The sequence below is a fragment of the Streptomyces novaecaesareae genome (assembly GCF_000716875.1).
Lineage (GTDB): Bacteria > Actinomycetota > Actinomycetes > Streptomycetales > Streptomycetaceae > Kitasatospora > Kitasatospora novaecaesareae.
Genome location: NZ_JNWQ01000007.1, coordinates 34266 through 53794 on the forward strand (window position 1 = coordinate 34266; position 19529 = coordinate 53794).

A 19529-nucleotide genomic window follows, 5' to 3' on the forward strand; every position below is an offset into this window, starting at 1 on the left:
CCGCAGCCCGCCGCGCACCAGGCACTACCCCGCGACGGCCGACTTCAGCGGCACCGCGGGGTCCGCCGCGCGGGCCGGGTCCAGCACCGCCCCGCGCTCGATCAGCTTCCGCCCCTGGGTGAGGTCGCGCGGCCGGTCCACGGTCAGCAGCGCGCTCGGCACCCCGCCGCGCAGCCAGAGCACCGCCCAGGAGGCGTCCTGCGGGCTGCCGCGCCACAGCAGCTCGTCGCCCTCCGCGTGCCGGCCGGCGTACTGGACCATCCGCCCGAACTGCTCCGACCAGAAGTACGGCACCGGGTCGTACGGCGGCGCGTCCGCGCCGAGGACGGCGGCGGCCACCGCCTCACCGGACTGCAGCGCGTGGTCCCAGTGCTGGACGGCCAGCCGGGCGCCGGCCCGGGCGGAGGGGTAGCTGACGCAGTCGCCCGCCGCGAAGACACCGGGCAGGCCGGTGCGCAGCCGCCCGTCCACCAGGACGGCGCCGGTCGTGTCCAGTTCGACGCCGGAGCCGGCCAGCCAGCCGGTCGCAGGCCGGGCGCCGATGCCGACCACCACCTCGTCGGCGGGCAGGTGCGAGCCGTCGGCCAGCAGCACCGCACCGGGCTCGACGGCGGCCACGCCGACCCCGCAGCGCAGGTCGACACCGGCCTCGGCGTACCAGGCGGCCATCGCCGAGCCGACCGCGGTCGGCAGCGCGCCGGGCAGCGGTGCCGGGCCCGCCTCGACCACGGTCACCTCGCAGCCCGCCTCGCGGGCGGCGGTGGACACCTCGGCGCCGATCCAGCCCGCGCCGACCAGCACCAGCCGCAGCCCGGGGCGCAGCAGCGCGCGCAGCGCCAGGGCGTCGTCCAGGGTGTGCAGCAGGTGCGCGCGCTCGGCGCCGGGCAGGGCGCGCGGGACGGCGCCGGTGGCGATCACCAGCGAGCCGTACGGCAGGTCGCCGCCGTCGGTGTGCAGCACGCCGGGGGTGAGGCCGGTGGCGCGGCGCCCGGTGAGCACCTCGATGCCGAGGTTCGCGTAGTCGATGTCCAGGGTGGTGCTGTCGCTCTTGCCGAGCAGCACGTCCTTGGAGAGCGGCGGCCGGTCGTACGGCGCGTGCGGCTCCTCGCCGACCAGTACGATCCGCCCCCGCCAGCCGCCCTGCCGCAGCTTCAGGACGCACTGCGCCCCGGCCAGCCCGGCTCCGACGACGACCACCTGATCCGTTCCGCTCAGCTCTGCCACGCCCGTCACTGTACTCAGCACCACACCGCCGCCCGGGGCCCGTCCACCCTTCGTACGGGCCGACGCTCTCCGCTCCCCTCCCTCCCGTCCGCCCCTCGTACGGGCCTTCGGCCGGGCCCGGCCCCGGCGTTATGGTGGGGACACCATCACGGGAGCCCGGCGAACCGGGCTGAGAGGCGGGCTGGCACGGCCTGCGACCGTCCGAACCTGATCCGGGTCATACCGGCGAAGGGAGAAGAGCAGCTTTGACACGCGTGCAATCGGACGCCCGCACCGACGTCCTGGTGATCGGCGGGGGCATCATCGGCCTCGCCGTCGCCTGGCGGGCCGCGCAGCGCGGGCTGCGGACCGCCGTGGTCGACCCGTCCCCCGGCGGCGGGGCGGGCCAGGTCGCGGCCGGGATGCTCGCCCCGGTCACCGAGCTCCAGTACGGCGAGGAGCCGCTGCTGCGCCTCGGCATGGCCTCCAACGAGCGCTACGCGGACTTCGCCGCCGAGCTCACCGAGGCGAGCGGCGGCCAGGACACCGGCTACCGCTGGTGCGGCACGATCGCCGTCGCGCTGGACTCCGACGACCGCGAGGAACTGCGCGAACTGCACGCCTTCCACCGGCGGCTGGGCCTGGACTCGACCTGGCTGACCGGCCGGGAGGCCCGCAGGCTGGAGCCGATGCTCGCGCCCGGTGTGCGCGGCGCCCTGCACGTCGCGGACGACCACCAGGTGGACGGCCGCCGGATGCTCCGCGCGCTGCTCCTCGCCTGCGAACGCGCCGGGGTCCTGATCCACCGCGCCGAGGCCGTCGAGCTGCTGGTCGAGGACGGCCGCGCGACCGGCGCCCGCCTGGGCACCGGGGAGACCGTGGCCGCCGACCGGATCGTCCTCGCCGCCGGCCCGCACAGCCACCGGCTGGCCGGCCTGCCCGAGGGCGTGCTGCCCGCGATCCGCCCGGTGAAGGGGCAGATCCTGCGCCTGCGGATCCCCGACGCCTACCGGCCGTTCCTCTCCCGCAACGTCCGTGCCGTGGTGCGTGGCCAGCACCTCTACCTGGTGCCCCGGGAGAACGGCGAGCTGGTGATCGGCGCGACCACCGAGGAACAGGGCTACGACACCACCGTCACCGCCGGCGGGGTGTACGAACTCCTGCGCGACGCCCACGAGTTGGTCCCGGGCATCACCGAACTCCCACTGGTGGAGACCTCGGCGGGCCTGCGCCCCGGCTCACCCGACAACGCCCCGCTGCTCGGCCCGACCGCACTGCCCGGCCTGGTCGCCGCCACCGGCCACTACCGCAACGGCGTCCTGCTCACCCCGGTGACGGCCGACCTGGTCTCCGAGTACCTGGCCACCGGCGAACTCCCGGACCTAGCACAGCCGTTCACCCCCACCCGGTTCTCCCCCGACCGCTCCACCACGAAGGCCTCCGCATGACCGAGATCGCACTGACCGTCAACGGCGTGCCCCGCCAGGTGCCCGGCACGTCCACCCTCGCCGAGGTGGTGGCGACCGTCAGCGCCGCCAACAGCGGCGTCGCCGCGGCGCTCAACGAGGCCGTGGTGCCGCGCAGTTCGTGGTCCGACACCCCGCTGTCGGCGGGCGACCGGATCGAGATCCTGACCGCCGTGCAGGGAGGCTGAGATGGCTGACGACCTGCTGACCATCGCCGGGGCGAGCTTCTCCTCCCGGCTGATCATGGGCACCGGCGGCGCGCCGAGCCTGGAGGTCCTGGAGCGCGCGCTGCTCGCCTCCGGCACCGAGCTGACCACCGTCGCGATGCGCCGGGTCGACGCCACCACCCAGGGCTCCGTCCTGGACGTGCTGACCCGCAACGGCATCCGCGTGCTCCCCAACACGGCCGGCTGCTTCACCGCCGGCGAGGCCGTGTTGACCGCCCGGCTGGCCCGCGAGGCACTCGGCACCGACTGGGTGAAGCTGGAGGTGATCGCCGACGAACGGACCCTCCTGCCGGACCCGATCGAGCTGCTGGACGCCGCCGAGACCCTGGTCGACGACGGCTTCACGGTGCTGCCGTACACCAACGACGACCCGGTGCTGGCCCGCAAGTTGGAGGACGTCGGCTGCGCCGCGATCATGCCGCTGGGCTCGCCGATCGGCTCCGGCCTCGGCATCCGCAACCCGCACAACTTCCAGCTGATCGTGGAGAGCGCGGGCGTCCCGGTCATCCTGGACGCGGGCGCCGGCACCGCCTCCGACGTCGCGCTGGCGATGGAGCTGGGCTGCTCCGCGGTGATGCTCGCCTCCGCGGTGACCAGGGCTCAGGACCCGGTGCTGATGGCCGAGGCGATGCGGCACGCCGCCGAGGCGGGCCGGCTCGCCCAGCGGGCCGGCCGCATCCCGCGCCGCTTCCACGCCGAGGCCTCCTCGGCGATGGCCGGCCGGGCCGACCTGGACACCCGGGAGCGGCCGGCGTTCTGATCCCGTAGCCCGCGGCCCGTAGCCCGTAGCCCGTAGCCCGTAGCCCGCGGCCCGTGTCACAAGCAGGGCACAGCCGGGCCCCGGGGCACTGTCCTCAGGGTCCGGCCGCCCGGCCCGGCACTAGACTCGCCGGGTGGACATGGCATTGCACGACCCCCTGATCGGCGCGCTGCTCGACAACCGGTACCGGGTCGAGCAGCGCATCGCGACCGGCGGGATGTCCACCGTCTACCGGGCCACCGACACCCGGCTGGACCGGGTGGTCGCCCTCAAGGTGATGCACCCCTCGCTGGCCGGCGACGAGGGCTTCACCGCCCGCTTCATCCGCGAGGCCAAGGCGGTCGCCAAGCTCACCCACCCCAACGTGGTGAACGTCTTCGACCAGGGCGCGGACGGCGGAAACGTTTTCCTCGCCATGGAGTACGTGCCCGGCCGCACCCTGCGCGACCTGCTGCGCGACCGCGGCGCGCTCTCCGTCCGGGCCGCGCTGGACGTCCTGGAGCCGGTGCTCGCCGCCCTCGGCGCCGCCCACCGGGCCGGGCTGGTCCACCGCGACGTCAAGCCGGAGAACGTGCTGATCACCGAGGGCGGCCTGGTCAAGGTCGCCGACTTCGGCCTGGTCCGGGTGCTCGGCACCGCCGACGGCGCACCCACGTCCACCAGCACCGCCACCGGCGGCACGGTCATGGGCACCGTCTCCTACCTGGCGCCCGAGCAGATCCTCCCGGACGCCCCGACCGACCAGCGGGTCGACGTCTACGCGGCCGGCATCCTGCTGTACGAGATGCTGACCGGCCGCCGCCCGCACACCGGCGACAACCCCGTCCAGGTCATGTACAAGCACCTGCACGAGAACGTCCCCGCCCCCTCTCTGGTCGCCCCCGCCGTCGGCCCCGAGCTGGACGCGATCGTGGCCGCAGCCTGTGCCCGGACCGCCGACGCCCGCCCGTACGACGCGGTCGAACTGCTCGCCGCCCTCCAGCGGCTCCGCCGCACCCTGGGCCCGGAGGAGCTGGACGCCGAGCCGCCGGCCTCCACCCGGCCCAGCCCGCAGTACCCGACCAGCGAGCCGACCTCGGTGATCCAGCCGCTGCCGCGGCCCGGCGACGCCCCGCCGCCGGAGCGCACCAGCGTGCTGGACGTGCCGCCGGAGCTGATGGACCAGCTGCTCACCGAGCCGCGCCCGTACGACGAACCGGCCCCGGCCCGCAAACGCCGGCCGGGCCTGCTGCGCCGCCTCCCCCGCAAGCCGCTGATCTGGGCCGCCGCGCTGACCGCCCTGGTGCTGGCGGTCGGCGGCGCCACCTACGGGCTCTCCGAGGGGCTGTACGGCTCGGTGCCCGGCGTGCTCGGCAAGGACCGGGCCGAGGCGCAGCGGATCCTGGACACGCAGGGCCTGCACGGCAGGTTCGTCGAGGCGTTCAGCGAGTCCGTCCCGTCCGGCCAGGTGATCTCCACCGACCCCGGGGTGGGCGCACGCACCCGCCGGAGCGACAGCATCACCGTGACGGTGTCCAAGGGCCCCAAGCGGATCGCGGTGCCGGACCTCACCGGCAAGAGCGCCGCCGACGCCGCCGCGGCCCTGGCCGGCGCCTCCCTGACCAAGGGCGGGGTGACGGAGACCTACAACGACGGCGTGCCGGAGGGCTCGGTGATCAGCAGCTCGCCGGCGGCCGGGCAGCTGCTGCAGGAGAACGCGGCGGTCTCGCTGGTGGTCAGCAAGGGCATGGTGCCGGTGCCGGACGTCTCCGGGATGACCAAGGACGAGGCGCAGAAGGCGCTGCAGGCGGCGGGCTTCACCATGCAGACCAGCGGCTGGGACGTGTTCGGCGCGGTCAAGGCCTCCGGCCAGTCCCCGGCGGCCGGCGAGCGGCGGCCGCAGCGCAGCACGGTGACGGTGAAGTTCTCGCTGTTCTGAGGCCGTCCGCGCCGGTTCAGCGCAGCGGCCCGTCGCCGGGCTCCTCCTGGTAGGAGTAGCGCTGCTCGCGCCAGGGGTCGGCGAGGTTGTGGTAGCCGCGTTCCTCCCAGAAGCCGCGCCGGTCGGCCCGCATGTACTCCACCGCGCGGACCCACTTGGGGCCCTTCCAGGCGTACAGCCGGGGCACGACCAGCCGGACGGGGAAGCCGTGCTCGGCGGTCAGCGCCTCGCCGTTGCGGTGGGTGGCGAGCAGGGTGTGCGGGTCGGCGAAGTCGGCCAGCCGCAGGTTGGCGCTGTAGCCGTACTCGGCCCAGACCATCACGTGGGTGACGCCGGGTGCCGGGGGCACCAGGTCGAGCACAGCGGCGGCCGGGACGCCCGTCCATTCGTTGCCGAGCACGGAGAACTTGGTGACGCAGTGCAGGTCCGCGACGACGGTGGTGCGCGGCAGGGCACTGAAGGCCTCGAAGTCGAAGCTGTGCTTCTCCGCCGAGGCGGTGGCGCCGAACACCTGGAGGTCCCAGGTCAGCGGCTTGAAGCGGGGCACCGGCCCGTAGTGCAGGGCGGGCCAGCCACGCTGCGCGCGCTGGCCCGGGGGGAGCCTCGGGTCAGACGGCGGAAGCGGTTCGTTTCTGGACTGACCCATGGATCCATGGTGACAGACGGCGGACGAGCGCCGACGCGCGCCCCTTTGGGCTGATTCACGCCCCGCCCGTACGGACCAACGGTCGATCGCCCACCATCGGAGTTCCACCCAAATCGGATATTCCGACACATGTCCTAGTGAGTGTGAACTTACTGGAAATTCTTCCCAGCGCGGTGCCAGGATGCGCAGCGCAGCACCCATCGCAGCGCAGCACCCATCGCAGGACGAGCGCAGGAGGCACCGCCATGCAGGGCGATCCCGAGGTCATCGAGTTCCTCAACGAACAGCTCACCGCCGAGCTGACCGCGATCAACCAGTACTTCCTGCACGCCAAGATGCAGGAGAACTTCGGCTGGACGAAGCTCGCCAAGTACACCCGGCACGAGTCCTTCGACGAGATGAAGCACGCCGAGACGCTCACCGACCGGATCCTGTTCCTGGAGGGGCTGCCCAACTACCAGCGGCTGTTCCACGTCCGGATCGGCCAGACCGTCCAGGAGATGTTCGAGGCCGACCGCCAGGTCGAGGTCGAGGCGATCGACCGGCTCAAGCGCGGGATCGTGGTGATGCGGGCCAAGAACGACGTCACCTCGGCGAACATCTTCGAGGACATCCTGGCCGACGAGGAGCACCACATCGACTACCTCGACACCCAGCTGGAGCTGCTGGACAAGCTCGGTGAGGCGCTCTACCTCGCCCAGCTCATCGAGCAGCCGGAGTCCTGAGGGCTCAGGCCACGCGCAGCGGGACCACCGGGGCGATCGGGGCCGTGGCCCGGACCACCGGCAGCGCCGGAGCGGCCGGGGCCGCGGGCGCGGTCTGCGGCTCCGGGTCGGCCAGGCCGAGCTTCGCGGCCAGCCGGGCGGTCGGGCAGGGCCGGGCGCCGTGCTCGCCGAGCAGCGCCTGGATCCGGCGCACGCAGGACCCGCAGTCGGTGCCGGCCTTGCAGCCCTTCGCTATCTGGCGCGGGGTGTTGGCACCCCCGTCGATCGCCTTCTTCACCTGGTCCTCGGTGACCGCATGGCACATGCACACGTACATCGCGGAATCTCCCGGGGGTGAAGCGGAGTGGATCTTGACTAAGGCTTGCCTTAGTTCACTAAGCCTCACCTTACCCGGCGATCCGGGTGCGAAAAAGCCCCTCCGGGCTCGGGAATCCCGAATCCGGAGGGGCCTTCGTCACATTCGACCCTGCTTGAGGGCCGGCACCGCCCGGGGGGGCGGGTATCGCCCGGGGCTCACTGCCCCCGGTACATCTCCGCCACCAGGAACGCCAGGTCCAGCGACTGGCTGCGGTTGAGCCGCGGGTCGCAGGCCGTCTCGTAGCGCTGGTGCAGGTCGTCCACCAGGACCTCGTCGCCGCCGCCGACGCACTCGGTGACGTCGTCGCCGGTCAGCTCCACGTGGATGCCGCCCGGGTGGGTGCCGAGCGCGCGGTGCACCTCGAAGAAGCCCTTGACCTCGTCCAGGACGTCGTCGAAGCGACGGGTCTTGTGCCCGCTGGAGGCCTCGAAGGTGTTGCCGTGCATCGGGTCGCAGATCCACACCGGCTTGGCGCCGGAGGCGGTGACCTTCTCCAGCAGGGTGGGCAGGTGCTCGCGGACCTTGCCCGCACCCATCCGGGTGATGAAGGTCAGGCGGCCGGGCTCGCGCTCCGGGTCCAGCTTCTCGATCAGGGCCAGCGCGTCGTCCACCGAGGTGGTCGGGCCGAGCTTGACGCCGATCGGGTTGCGGATCTTCGAGGCGAACTCGATGTGCGCGTGGTCCAGCTGCCGGGTGCGCTCGCCGATCCACACCATGTGGCCGGAGACGTCGTACAGCTCGCCGGTGCGCGAGTCCACGCGGGTCAGCGCGGTCTCGTAGTCGAGCACCAGCGCCTCGTGCGAGGAGAAGAACTCGACCGCCTTGAACTCCTCCGGCACCACGCCACAGGCGCTCATGAACGCCAGGGCGTTGTCGATCTCCCGGGCGAGCTGCTCGTAGCGCTGGCCGGCCGGCGAGTTGCGCACGAAGTCCTGGTTCCAGGCGTGCACCTGACGCAGGTCGGCGTAGCCACCGGTGGTGAAGGCGCGCACCAGGTTGAGCGTCGCGGCGGACGCGTTGTACATCCGCTTCAGGCGCTCCGGGTCCGGGATGCGGGACTCGGGGGTGAACTCGAAGCCGTTCACCGAGTCGCCGCGGTAGACCGGCAGGGTCACGCCGTCGCGGGTCTCGGTCGACTTGGAGCGCGGCTTGGAGTACTGACCGGCGATGCGGCCGACCTTCACCACCGGCACCGAGGCCGCGTACGTCAGCACGGCGGCCATCTGCAGCAGGGTCTTCAGCTTGTTGCGGATGTGCTCCGCCGAAACACCGTCGAAGGCCTCGGCACAGTCACCACCCTGGAGGAGGAACGCCTCCCCGCGTGCCACGGCTCCGAGCCGGGCGCGCAGCTGGTCGCACTCACCGGCGAAGACGAGCGGCGGATAGGAGGCGAGCTCGGCAAGGGTCTTGCGCAGAGCCTCTTGGTCCGGCCACTCAGGCTGCTGCGCCGCGGGCAGGGACTGCCAGGAGTGGGCAGCCCTCGATGTCTCAGTCGTAGCGGTCACACCGCCAAGGCTACGGGGTGACACGGACGAATCGTGACCATTGCCCGATGGGTGAGACGCATCTCGGACATCTGACGTGATCGGCCTCACCAGTCCCACATGATCCGCTACTCTCGAACTCATGCACGCGCACCACAACTCCTCCTGGTGGTGGGCCTCCCCCGAGGGTGGCCCACCGATCGCGCGTTCCTGAAGCGAACACGACGGCCGCCCTGAGGGGCGGCCGTCGGCATCCGAGCAGACGGCCCTCCCGGAGCGGATCGAGCACAGCCCTCGTCCAGCCATTCGGAAGGAAGCCGTAACCGTGACCACGACCGCCGACCTGCTCACCCGTCTCACCTCCCCGAACGCGCCCGCATTCGCCCTGCTGCACCGCCGCACCCCGCGTCTCGCCCCGGACACCGTCGAGGTACTGGTGGGCACCGTCGACAGCTACGAGCACCTCGCCGACCTCCCGGTGCGCAGCGGCGTCCCGGCCGGCGGCACCCCCGTGCACGACCTGCTCGCGCTCGTCCCGTACCGACAGATCCGCGAGCGCGGTTTCGAGACACACGACGACGGCACCCCGCTGCAGGCCCTTTCGGTGGCCGAACAGCACGTCCTCCCCTTGGCCGAATTCCTCTCCCTCCTGCCACAGTTGCCGGTCGCCCTTGCCGGTGGCGCGTTCGACGTGGACGACGATTCGTACGCCTCGATCGTCCGCCGGGTGATCGAGGAGGAGATCGGCAACGGCGAGGGCGCCAACTTCGTGATCCGGCGCGACTTCCACGCCACACTCGAAGACTTCTCGCCCGAGCTCGCGCTGACGCTCTTCCGGCGGCTGCTGGAGCAGGAGCGCGGCGCGTACTGGACCTTCCTGGTGCACACCGGCGACCGGGTGCTGGTCGGCGCCTCCCCCGAGGTGCACGTCCGCCAGAGCGGCGGCACCGTCGTGATGAACCCGATCTCCGGCACCTACCGCTATCCGGCGGGCGGCTCCGACATCGACTCGCTGCTCGACTTCCTCCACGACCCCAAGGAGTTGGAGGAGCTGACCATGGTCGTGGACGAGGAACTCAAGATGATGTGCACGGTCGGCGACCTCGGCGGCCAGGTGCTCGGGCCCCGCCTCAAGGAGATGTCCCACCTCGCCCACACCGAGTACGAGCTGCGCGGGCGCACCTCGCTGGACGTGCGCGAGGTGCTCCGCGAGACGATGTTCGCCGCCACCGTCACCGGCAGCCCGGTCGAGAACGCCACCCGGGTCATCCGCCGCTACGAGCCGACCGGGCGCGGCTACTACTCCGGCGCGCTCGCGCTGATCGGACGCTCCGCCAGCGGCGGGCAGCTGATGGACTCTCCGATCTGCATCCGCACCGCCGACATCGACCCGGCCACCGGCCGGCTGGTCGTCCGGGTCGGCGCCACGCTGGTGCGCCACTCCGTCCCGGAGTCCGAGGTCGCCGAGACGCACGCCAAGGCCGCCGGGGTGCTCACCGCGATCGGCTCCCGGCCCGCGGCTCGCCGACGACCACCGGGTCCAGGCCGCCCTCGACGCCCGCCGGGCCGGCCTCGCACCGTTCTGGCTGCGGATGCAGACGTCGACCCGGATCACCGAGGCCGAGCCGACCCTGGTCGTGGACGGCGAGGACACCTTCACCTCGATGCTCTCCCACCTGCTCGGCTCGCTCGGCCACCAGGTGACGGTGGTCCGCTACGACGCGCCGGGCCTGCGCGAGCTGGTCGCGGCGCACCGCGGCCCGCTGGTGCTCGGCCCCGGGCCCGGCGACCCGGCGCTCGCCGACGACCCCAAGATGGCCCTGCTGCGGCCGATCGTCGCGGACTCCCTGGCCGCCGTCCGCTCCGGCGCCCGCACCGCGCCGCTGCTCGCGGTCTGCCTCAGCCACCAGCTGCTCTCCGCCGAACTCGGGCTGTCGCTCGGCCGCAAGCCCGTCCCGTACCAGGGGGCGCAGGAGAGCATCGACCTGTTCGGCACCAAGCGGACGGTCGGCTTCTACAACACCTTCACCGCGCGCTGCTCGGAGGCCGACGCGGCCCGGCTCGCCGCCGAGGGCGTCGAGGTCGCCCGGGACGCCGTGACCGGTGACGTCCACGCCCTGCGCGGGGCCGGCTTCGCGGGCCTCCAGTTCCACCCCGAGTCGGTGCTCACCCGCGAGGGCGTGGACATCGTGGCGGAGCTGCTGCGCGAGGCTTCGCCCGTCCGGCGCTGAGCAGTCGGCGGCGTCCCGGGCGGGGTGGCCCACCCCGCCCGGGGCCCGTCAGATCTCGTCGTCCAGGCCCTGCTCGATCGCGTACCGGACCAGCTCCACCCGGTTGTGCAGCTGCAGCTTCCCCAGCGTGTTCTGCACGTGGTTCTGCACCGTGCGGTGCGACAGCACCAGCCGGTCGGCGATCTGACGGTACGACAGGCCCTTGGCCACCAGCCGCAGCACCTCCGTCTCCCGGGCGGTCAGCTGCGGGGCGGCCGGCGCCGAGGCGGGGGCCGGCTCGGCCGCCAGCCGGCGGAACTCGCCGAGCACCAGGCCGGCCAGGCCCGGGGTGAACACCGCGTCGCCGACGGCCGTGCGCCGCACCGCGTCCAGCAGCTCCTCCCGGCCGGCCGACTTCACCAGGTACCCGGTCGCGCCGGACTTCACCGCCTCCAGCACGTCCTGGTGCTCCCCGCTGGCCGACAGCACCAGCACCCGCACCGCCGGGTCGTGCGCGACCACCTGACGGCACACCTCGGCGCCGGGCAGGCCGGGCAGGTTGAGGTCCAGCACGACGACCTGCGGCGAGCAGGCCCGGGCGCGGCGGACGGCCTCCTCGCCGTCGCCCGCCGTGGCCACCACGTCCAGCCCGGCCTCGGCGAGGTCGCGCGAGACGGCGTCCCGCCACATCGGGTGGTCGTCCACCACCATCACCCGCACCGGCCGGTCGGTGGTCGGCTGATCCGTCATCAAGCACCTTTTCTCGGGACGCGCAGTTCGACCTCGACGCCCTCGCCGGGCGCCGAGTACAGCTCGGCCGTGCCGCCGAGGTCCAGCAGCCGGCCGCGGATGGACTGGGAGACGCCCAGCCGGCCCGCCCGCTCAGCCTCGCCGAGCCGGCCGGGGGCGAACCCGGGGCCGTCGTCGCGGATGCTGACCGTGACGGCCTCCGGCTCGTCCTCGACCAGGATCCAGGCCCTGGCCTCCTCACCGGCGTGCCGGCGGACGTTGTCGACGGCCGCGCCGACCGCCGCGGCGAGCTCGCCCGCGGCCGGTCCGGGCAGCAGCACCGGGGTGCCGGGGGCGGAGAGCGTGATCCGCTCGTCGGCGTACGGGCACAGCAGCGCGGTGAGGTCGCGCGGCTCGGCGGCGTCGGGCTCCGGCAGGCGCTGGGCCGGGATCGGCCCGCCGGTCATCAGGGTCCGCAGCGCTCGCTCCTGCTCGCCGGCCAGCCGCCCCAGCTCGGCGAAACCGGCCCCGCCGCCGGCGCCGACCGTCCCCTCGCCCAGCTCCGCGCCGCGCCGCTGGACCAGCGCGAGCACCTGCAGCACACCGTCGTGGATGTCGCGGGAGAGCCGCTCGCGCTCCCGGGTGGCCGCCTCGACCTGCAGCGCCCGGGTGAGCGTGGCCTCGCTGGCCCGGGCCAGCTCGATCACGTAGCCGATCGCGCACCCGGCCACCATCAGCAGCACGATGTTGTGGATGTTGTCGCCGGTCGGCCCGCCGTGGCCGAGGATGTTGGCGACGCCGATCACCGAGCCCGAGGCCGCCGCCGGGCGCCAGCCGCCCTTCGCGGCGCAGCCGAGCACCGTGCCGGCGGCCCAGATGGTCGGCAGGGTGGGCGCGCCGTGGCTGATCCGGGCCGGGGCGTCGGTCATACCGCTCATCACGACGCCGGTGACGACGAGGGCGAGGTCGACGCCCAGGACGTACCAGGTGCAGCGCTGCGGGTTGGCGAAGGCCCGGGTGGTGGCGAGGGTCCAGAGGGTGAGCGCGCCGAGGAAGATCCAGCCGGCGACGGGGTGCAGGAAGTGCAGGTACGAGTTGAAGTACCGCAGCAGGGCGTAGATCAGGGCCAGCACCCGGAAGTAGGAGATGGCCTTCCACAGCGGGAGTTCGACGGACATGCCGCCGGCCGCCACCGTTCCTCCCACCGCGCCGGCTCTGTCGCCGTGCGTCATCCCGCCCCTCCCCCGGGCCCGGCCGGGCCGTCAGGCCGAGCCGGACTCCTTGTCCGCCTCAGCGGCCTTCTCCGCCTTCTCCGCCTCGGCCGCGGCCGCCTTCTCCGCCTTCTCGGCTTCGGCGGCCTCGGCCTTCTCCGCCTTGGCCGCCGCACGGCGCTCGGCGTCGGCCTTCTTCTTCTCGTCCGAGATCTGCCGCTTGGCGGCGGTCGCGTAGATGTCCACGTACTCCTGGCCGGAGAGCCGCATGATCTCGTACATCACCTCGTCCGTCACCGAACGGAGGATGAAGCGGTCGTTCTCCATGCCGTGGTAGCGGGAGAAGTCCAGCGGGCGGCCGATCCGGATGCCGGGGCGGATGCCGAAGTTCGGGACGACCTGGCCGGGCGGCTGCACCTTCTCGGTGTCGATCATGGCGACCGGGATCACCGGGGCGCCGGTGGCCAGCGCGACGCGGGCCAGACCGCCGACCTTGCCGCGGTACAGCTTGCCGTCGGGCGAGCGGGTGCCCTCGGGGTAGACGCCGAACAGCTCGCCGCGCTCCAGCACCGCGATGGCGCTGCGGATCGCGGCCTCACCGGCGCCGCGCACGCCCGAGCGGTCCACCGGCAGCTGGCCGACGCCCTTGAAGAAGGCGGCGGTCAGCCGGCCCTTGAGGCCGGGGGTGTTGAAGTACTCGGCCTTCGCGATGAAGGTGACCCGGCGCTTGATCAGCGCGGGGAAGAAGAAGGAGTCCGAGAAGGACAGGTGGTTGCTCGCGATGATCGCCGCACCCTCGGTCGGGATGTTCTCCTCACCCTCGATCCACGGCCGGAAGAAGATCCGAAGCAGTGGCGCGACGATCATCTTCATCAGTCGGTAGAACAACCCGGGCCTCCTGTTATGCGGACCGGTCGATCCTAATGCCCCGTGGGCGTCCGCTGCGCCCGGCCCCGCCGAAGGGGGTGTACGGCCCGGCGCGGGGCGTGGGACGATGCGGATCCCCGCAGCCACCCCTCCAGCGTCCCCTCCCCCAGCGCCACCCGCCCGCGAAGGAGCCCGCCATGCCGTTGCTGCCCGGTGCCGAACCGTACCGCCACCGCGGCGGACCGGTGGGCGTGCTGCTCTGCCACGGCTTCACCGGGTCGCCGCAGTCGCTGCGGCCGTGGGCCGAGGACCTGGCCGCGGCCGGGTACACGGTGTCGCTGCCGCTGCTGCCGGGGCACGGCACCCGCTGGCAGGACATGCAGCTCACCCGTTGGGAGGACTGGTACGCCGAGGTCGAACGCGAGCTGTTGACCCTCGCCGACGAGTGCGAGCAGGTGTTCGTCTTCGCGCTGTCGATGGGCGGCGCGCTGGCGCTGCGGCTCGCCGCGCTGCACGGCCCGACGGTCTCCGGGCTGGTGCTGGTCAACCCGTCGGTGCGCTCGGACACCCCCGCGAGTGTGCTGCTTCCGGTGCTGCGCCACCTCGTCCCGAGCCTGCCCGGGATCGCGAACGACATCGCCCTGGCCGGCTCGACCGAGGTCGGCTACGACCGGACGCCGCTGCACGCCGCCTGGTCGCTGAGCCGGCTGTGGCGGGAGGTCCAGCACCGCCTGCCGGAGGTGACCCAGCCGGTGCTGCTCTTCCACAGCCCGCAGGACCACGTCGTCTCGCCGGCCAACTCGGAACTGGTGCTGGCCCGGATATCCTCGACCGACGTGACGGAGCGGCTGTGCCGGCGCAGCTTCCACGTCGCGACGCTGGACCACGACGCGGCGGAAATATTCGCGGCCGGCCAGGACTTCATCCGACGGCTGGTTCCCGCACACTCGGCGGGCGCCACCCGGGTCGAATCCGACGATCACCATGGCTGAAGGGCCGGAAGTGCACGAGAGCAGCACGGCGGGCGGCGGGGACGAGGCTCCCCGCGAGGACGGCGCGACGAAGGACGGCGGGGCCACGGGCGCCGCTGCCCCGGGCGGAGCCCCGACGGACCGCACCGGCGCGGGCGGCGCCACGACGCCCCCGCCCGCGCAGGACCCCGCCGACGACGCCGAGGACTCCACCGCACCGGAGGCCCCCGCCGAGCCCCGGCCGCGCCGCGCGCCCGAGCGCAGCCAGGCCGAACAGGACGAGATCTTCGCCGCCCTGGTCGCCCAGTTCGACGACCCGGTCGACCTCAACAACCCCAACTGGCCGGAGGTCGAGAACCTCCGGGCCCAGAACGAGCTCAAGGGCGGCTACAAGGACGGCACCCGCGGCGACCAGGACGACCTCTCCGACCTCGCCCCGCAGCCCCGCCCCCGCTCCGGCCGGCCGGTGCTGCCGGCCGCCGAATCGGGCCCGCGCGACTTCGAGCTGGCTGAGGACACCGACGAGGGCCACTTCGTCCCGCCGGAGCCCCCGCCGCTGCCCGAGGCCGACGTGACCGCCAAGTTCGCCTGGCTGGCCGTGCTCGGCGGCCCCGCGCTGCTGCTGGTCGACGCGGTGGTCTGGCGGGAGATCTCCGGCTGGCCGGCCTGGGTCGGGATCACCGCCTTCCTCGGCGGCTTCGTCACCCTGGTCGCCCGGATGAAGGACCGTGACGAGGACGAGCCGGAGGACCCGGACCACGGCGCGGTCGTCTAGCGCTCGTCCGGCGGTTCGGGGGCTTCAACGTTCGGGCGGTTACGGGGCTTCGCGCTCGGGCGGTTCGGGGGCTTCGCGTTCGGGCAGTTCGAGGAAGGCGAGCACCGGCAGGTGGTCGGTCGCGGCCCGGAGGTCGGGGTCGGTGATGCCAGGCAGCCCGTGCGGCACCCCGCAGCCGAGGACGGTGATCCCGGGCGTGGCGAAGACGGCGTCGATCCGCTGGTACGGGCGCTCCGGTACGGAGGTGAACTCGCCGCCCCAGGGCGCGGTCGGGTAGCCGTCCTGCAGCCGGGAGGCCAGCAGCTGCCAGCCCGGACCGTCCGGGTGCTCGTTGAAGTCCCCTGCCACGATGCCGTGTTCGGCGATCCCCAGCTGCTCCGGCAGCAGTTCGAACTGCCCGTACCGCTCCTCGGGATCCAGGCTGAGGTGGCAGCTGGTGACGGTGAACGGCGCCGCGCCCGGCAGCCGCAGCAGCGCGGTGGCGAAGCCCCGGGCGTGCAGGCCGCGGGTCTTGGGCAGCAGCCGGTCGTACACCCCCAGCACCTCCACCGCGCCGGGCCGGCCGAGCAGCAGCGGACCGGCCGCGGTACGGCCGCCACCGGCCAGGACGACCGTCCCGGTGCTCCGGGCCAGCCAACCGGCCTGCCCCTCGGGCCGCCAGTAGCGCGGTGACTCCTGGATGCAGACCAGGTCGGGGGCACAGGCCCGGACCACCCGGGCCAGCGCCCGCCGGTCGTCGCGCAGCGAGCGGATGTTGTAGCTGAGCAGCCGCAGTCGGCGCGGGCCGGACGGCGGCGGTTCGACGGGCGCGGCGGCGGTCGCGCTGTCGGCTGGCGCGGCGGTCATGGTCCTCGTCCTCCCCTGGGCGGCGGCCGCCGGAAGCGCCGTCGCCGGATGGCGTCCTCACTGGGTCCTGACTGGGTCCTCACTGGGTCCGACCGTACGTGGCGGGGCCGGGACGTGCGACGGCGGCGGTGCGTCCGGGAGTGGTCGGGGCCCGGTCGCACCGCCGCCGGCGGGCTTGGAGGGGTGTCACACGGCTGGGGTCAGAGCGCGTGGATCAGGGCAGGCGGATCAGGGCACGCGGGCCAGGTCCGCCGCGCCGACGATGCCGGCGGCGGAGCCCATCGAGGCCAGGACGACCTCGGCGCGCGGGCGGTGCACACCGCCGGTCAGGTAGTGCTCGAAGGCCTTGGCGACCGGGTCGAGCAGCAGGCGGCCGGAGTCGGAGACGCCGCCGCCGAGCACGAAGACGCCCGGGTCGAACAGCGCGGCGAGGTCGGCCATGCCGCGGCCGAGCCAGTCGGCCAGCTCCGCGTAGCACTCCAGGGCGAGCGGATCGCCCTCCTCGGCGGCCTGGGTGATGTGGATGCCGCGGATGGTCTCGGCGACGCCGTCGTTGAGCTCCAGCATCCGGCGGCCGCGCACCGTGTCGGCGGCGGCCTTCTCCCGGCCGTAGCGGCGCAGCGCACGCCCGGAGCCGTACTGCTCCCAGCAGCCCTTGCCGCCGCAGCCGCAGGCCAGGCCGTCCGGGACCATGTTGAGGTGGCCGATCTCGCCGGCCACGCCGAAGCGGCCGCGGTGCAGCCGGCCGTCCAGCACGATGCCGCCGCCGATGCCGGTGCCGACGGTGATCAGCACCATGTCCTGGTAGTCGGTGGCCGCGCCGAAGCGGAACTCGGCCCAGGCGGCGCAGTTGGCGTCGTTCTCGACGACGGTGTCCAGGCCGGTGAGCTCCTCGACCCGGCCGCGCAGCGGCTCGTTCTCCCAGTCGATGTTGGGGGCGAAGATCACCGTGGAGCGGTTGCTGTCGACGAAGCCGGGGGCTCCGACGCCGACCGCGGTGACGCCGGGGTGCTGCTCCTTGAGCTCGCGCACGGCCTGCGCGATGGCGTCGACCGCCCACTGCGGGTCGGCCGGGGTGGGCACCCTGGTCCGGGCCAGGATCTCGCCCGCCTCGTCGACCACGCCTGCCGCGATCTTGGTCCCGCCGACATCGACGCCGATGGTCAGAGCCATGTGTCCCTCAGCTATTCACTCGTTCCCGCTGGACGGAACGGTACCGCCCAACCCTGTCCCCGTACACAGCCTCGCATACATTAACCGAAGACAATTTTGGGAAAACCGGGCCGGGACACTTCAAAAGTCTTATCTAATCTCCTCCTTCGTGACGTACGAGAGCAACGCGATCACGCTCCGAAAGTTACGGTTTCACTGCTTGGCGGACGGCTCGTCAGGCCCCTCGGAACCCGCGAAGCCCGCAGGCCCCTCGGGCCCGTCGAGGTCGATCTTCTCGGCGGCCGCCCCCTGCCCCGCGGTCCAGCGGCGCTCGTGCCCGGCCACGGCGGCACGGTAGGCGGCCAGCAGTTCGGCGCCCGCGGCGGCGATCCCGGAGCCGGCGGCGGTGAGGTGGGTGTAGACCTCCGGCTGCTGGGTGCGCAGGCGGTCGGCCAGGCCGGAGAGGGTGATCAGGGTGGTGGCACTCGCCTCCTGGGCCTTCTCGCCGAGCGCGCCCGCGAACCGGCGCACCTCGTCCACCAGCGGGCCCAGCTCCGGCCCGAACGGGTGGGCCTGCCCGTCAGCCTGAGCCCCCGCCTGCCCGTCGCGCGCCTCCGTACGATCGCCGACGGGCTCAGTACGGTCCCCGGCGGTCTCCGTACGGTCGTCGACGGGCTCGGTGCGGTCGTCGGTGCTGGTCATCGCGGGCGCCTCCTCAGCCGTGGCCGCACCCCGCGGCCCTCCGGCCCGACGCTACCCGACTTCCGGTACGGCCCGGAAAGGCCAGACGGCCCGTCAGCCCTGCGGCCAGAGCGAAGGGTCGGGTGCGAACCGCACCGAGAGCACCCCGTCGAGCAGCCCCGCACCGGCGACCGTGCAGCGGCGCAGCGCGGAGGGCAGGGTGAGCACCCGGCGGTGGGTGCCGAGCCCGACCACCAGGTCGTCGCCCCGGCGGACCAGGTCCAGTTCGGCCCGGTCGGCACCGGGCAGGTCGAGGTGCCAGACCAGCAGGCCGTCCTCGGCGAGCCGGTCCTCGACCGTCCAGGGCGCGGGGGCGAGCCGCTCGGGCCCCGGGCCGTCCCCGTACAGGCTGTCGGCGACGGCCTCCAGGGTGGCGTCGGCCAGGCCGGTGGCCAGGACGGGGGCGTCGGTCGCGGCGGCGAGCCCGGCCAGCTCCTCCTCCCGGCGGCGGGCCAGCGCGGCCAGCCAGGGGTCGGGCGAGGAGGCGGCGGCCTCGGGCAGCACGCCGTGCACGACCACGGCGTCCGGCCGGTGCCCGTACAGCGCGAGTCCGGCCCGGATCCGGCGCAGTTCCCGGTACGGGTGGCCGTCGGCGGGGACGACCAGGCGGACGCTGGTGCCGGGGTCGGTGATCGCGGCGCCGGACTCGGCGAGCGCCGCGGCGGCCTTGGTGCGTCCCTCGTACAGCCACTCGGCGGGCATCGGGACCCCGGCCAGCCCGGCCAGCAGCGGGCGCAGCGCCCGGGCGGCCTGCCGCTGCTCGGGGACGAGGCGGTCCAGGTAGCGCGCCAGCTGTTCGGGCAGGGCGAGGGTGGCGATCAGCTCGGCGGGCGGCGGGGCGAGCACGACCAGGACGTCCTGGTCGGCGGCGGGCAGGGCGCGCAGCAGGGCGAGCCGGGCGATGCCGGGGAGGGCGGTGAGCTCCTCGGGGTCGAGCTGTTCGGCGCCGAGCAGGTCGAGGGCGGGCTTGAGCCGGCCGGTGAGCTCGCCGACGGCGTAGCGGAACGCGGCCTGCTCGTCGATCCGGGAGACGGTCAGGCCCGGGGCGTACTGCAGCGGTTCGGGCTCCAGGCGGGTGCCGAGGACGGAGTCCAGCGCGCGGTGCGGGTCGTCGGCCGCCAGCAGCCAGGTGCGATGGCCGCGCCGGGCGGCGTGCAGGGCGGTGCCGGCGGCCACCGCGGGTGCGCCCGCGTCGCCGCTGACCAGGATGGTGCGTGTCGCCGTCATGCCGTCGGCCCCC

At 73.6% G+C, this 19529-nt stretch carries 18 protein-coding genes, 1 pseudogene and 1 riboswitch; of the genes and pseudogenes, 8 read left to right on the forward strand and 11 right to left on the reverse strand.

The window, feature by feature from the left end; translation table 11 throughout:
• Positions 1 to 24: 24 nt before the first annotated feature.
• Positions 25 to 1233, reverse strand: a complete 1209-nt coding sequence (locus OP86_RS04250) for an NAD(P)/FAD-dependent oxidoreductase (RefSeq protein ID WP_030257242.1) — start codon at positions 1231 to 1233, stop codon at positions 25 to 27.
• A gap of 129 nt (positions 1234 to 1362) precedes the next feature.
• Positions 1363 to 1475, forward strand: a riboswitch (TPP riboswitch).
• Between the two features lie 3 nt (positions 1476 to 1478).
• Between OP86_RS04250 and thiO the strand changes: the two genes are divergently transcribed.
• The 4 genes from thiO to pknB all read left to right on the forward strand — a co-directional run bounded on the left by thiO (position 1479) and on the right by pknB (position 5574).
• Positions 1479 to 2651, forward strand: a complete 1173-nt coding sequence (gene thiO / locus OP86_RS04255) for a glycine oxidase ThiO (RefSeq protein ID WP_033330950.1) — start codon at positions 1479 to 1481, stop codon at positions 2649 to 2651.
• Complete coding sequence (thiS, locus tag OP86_RS04260) at positions 2648 to 2857, forward strand: sulfur carrier protein ThiS (RefSeq protein ID WP_030060176.1); 210 nt, start codon at positions 2648 to 2650, stop codon at positions 2855 to 2857. The genes thiO and thiS overlap by 4 nt, the downstream gene beginning before the upstream one ends.
• Before the next feature lies 1 nt (position 2858).
• A complete protein-coding gene (locus OP86_RS04265; protein ID WP_030257246.1) occupies positions 2859 to 3656 on the forward strand; it encodes a thiazole synthase in 798 nt (265 codons plus the stop codon).
• Positions 3657 to 3795: 139 nt separating this feature from the next.
• Positions 3796 to 5574 (forward strand): Stk1 family PASTA domain-containing Ser/Thr kinase, encoded by a 1779-nt coding sequence (pknB, locus tag OP86_RS04270; RefSeq protein WP_106973324.1) that lies wholly within the window; start codon positions 3796 to 3798, stop codon positions 5572 to 5574.
• A gap of 16 nt (positions 5575 to 5590) precedes the next feature.
• Here the strand turns inward: pknB and OP86_RS04275 are convergent, their stop codons facing one another.
• The gene (locus tag OP86_RS04275; protein WP_030060179.1) at positions 5591 to 6220 is read right to left on the reverse strand and encodes a sulfite oxidase-like oxidoreductase; all 630 of its coding nucleotides are present in this window, start codon (positions 6218 to 6220) and stop codon (positions 5591 to 5593) included.
• Positions 6221 to 6465: 245 nt separating this feature from the next.
• Between OP86_RS04275 and bfr the strand changes: the two genes are divergently transcribed.
• A complete protein-coding gene (bfr, locus tag OP86_RS04280) occupies positions 6466 to 6945 on the forward strand; it encodes a bacterioferritin (RefSeq protein WP_030060180.1) in 480 nt (159 codons plus the stop codon).
• A gap of 4 nt (positions 6946 to 6949) precedes the next feature.
• On the opposite strand, the gene OP86_RS04285 is transcribed toward bfr, so the two are convergent.
• Together OP86_RS04285 and OP86_RS04290 are read right to left on the reverse strand one after the other, a co-directional pair.
• Positions 6950 to 7261 (reverse strand): (2Fe-2S)-binding protein, encoded by a 312-nt coding sequence (locus tag OP86_RS04285; RefSeq protein WP_030060181.1) that lies wholly within the window; start codon positions 7259 to 7261, stop codon positions 6950 to 6952.
• 197 nt (positions 7262 to 7458) lie between these two features.
• A complete protein-coding gene (locus OP86_RS04290) occupies positions 7459 to 8808 on the reverse strand; it encodes a class II 3-deoxy-7-phosphoheptulonate synthase (RefSeq protein WP_030060182.1) in 1350 nt (449 codons plus the stop codon).
• A 304-nt stretch (positions 8809 to 9112) separates the two neighbouring features.
• Between OP86_RS04290 and OP86_RS32760 the strand changes: the two are divergent.
• Positions 9113 to 11018: pseudogene (locus OP86_RS32760) on the forward strand (anthranilate synthase family protein).
• Positions 11019 to 11066: 48 nt separating this feature from the next.
• Here the strand turns inward: OP86_RS32760 and OP86_RS04300 are convergent.
• The 3 genes from OP86_RS04300 to OP86_RS04310 are packed head-to-tail and all read right to left on the reverse strand — an operon-like array spanning position 11067 to position 13825.
• Positions 11067 to 11747 carry a response regulator gene (locus tag OP86_RS04300; RefSeq protein ID WP_030257252.1) on the reverse strand — a complete coding sequence of 227 codons (681 nt, stop codon included), beginning with the start codon at positions 11745 to 11747 and terminating at the stop codon, positions 11067 to 11069.
• Entirely contained in the window at positions 11747 to 12958 is a 1212-nt protein-coding gene (macS, locus tag OP86_RS04305; protein ID WP_234434921.1) for a MacS family sensor histidine kinase, read from the reverse strand. The genes OP86_RS04300 and macS overlap by 1 nt, the downstream gene beginning before the upstream one ends.
• Positions 12959 to 12988: 30 nt before the next feature.
• Positions 12989 to 13825: a lysophospholipid acyltransferase family protein gene (locus tag OP86_RS04310; RefSeq protein ID WP_033330951.1), complete on the reverse strand. Its 837-nt coding sequence runs from the start codon at positions 13823 to 13825 to the stop codon at positions 12989 to 12991.
• A 176-nt stretch (positions 13826 to 14001) separates the two neighbouring features.
• Here OP86_RS04310 and OP86_RS04315 point away from each other — a divergent pair, with 176 nt between their 5' ends.
• Both OP86_RS04315 and OP86_RS37375 read left to right on the forward strand, forming a co-directional pair.
• Positions 14002 to 14796 (forward strand): alpha/beta hydrolase, encoded by a 795-nt coding sequence (locus OP86_RS04315; protein ID WP_030060187.1) that lies wholly within the window; start codon positions 14002 to 14004, stop codon positions 14794 to 14796.
• 10 nt (positions 14797 to 14806) lie between these two features.
• A complete protein-coding gene (locus tag OP86_RS37375) occupies positions 14807 to 15550 on the forward strand; it encodes a hypothetical protein (protein ID WP_051829668.1) in 744 nt (247 codons plus the stop codon).
• Positions 15551 to 15589: 39 nt separating this feature from the next.
• Here OP86_RS37375 and OP86_RS04325 read toward each other — a convergent pair whose 3' ends face one another.
• From OP86_RS04325 to OP86_RS04340, 4 genes are all read right to left on the reverse strand, one after another.
• Entirely contained in the window at positions 15590 to 16396 is an 807-nt protein-coding gene (locus OP86_RS04325; protein WP_106973325.1) for an endonuclease/exonuclease/phosphatase family protein, read from the reverse strand.
• Between the two features lie 228 nt (positions 16397 to 16624).
• Entirely contained in the window at positions 16625 to 17569 is a 945-nt protein-coding gene (locus OP86_RS04330) for an ROK family glucokinase (protein WP_030060190.1), read from the reverse strand.
• Between the two features lie 192 nt (positions 17570 to 17761).
• Entirely contained in the window at positions 17762 to 18250 is a 489-nt protein-coding gene (locus OP86_RS04335; RefSeq protein ID WP_051829669.1) for a DUF5304 family protein, read from the reverse strand.
• 93 nt (positions 18251 to 18343) lie between these two features.
• Positions 18344 to 19516, reverse strand: a complete 1173-nt coding sequence (locus tag OP86_RS04340) for an ArsA family ATPase (RefSeq protein ID WP_030060192.1) — start codon at positions 19514 to 19516, stop codon at positions 18344 to 18346.
• Positions 19517 to 19529 lie beyond the last annotated feature (13 nt).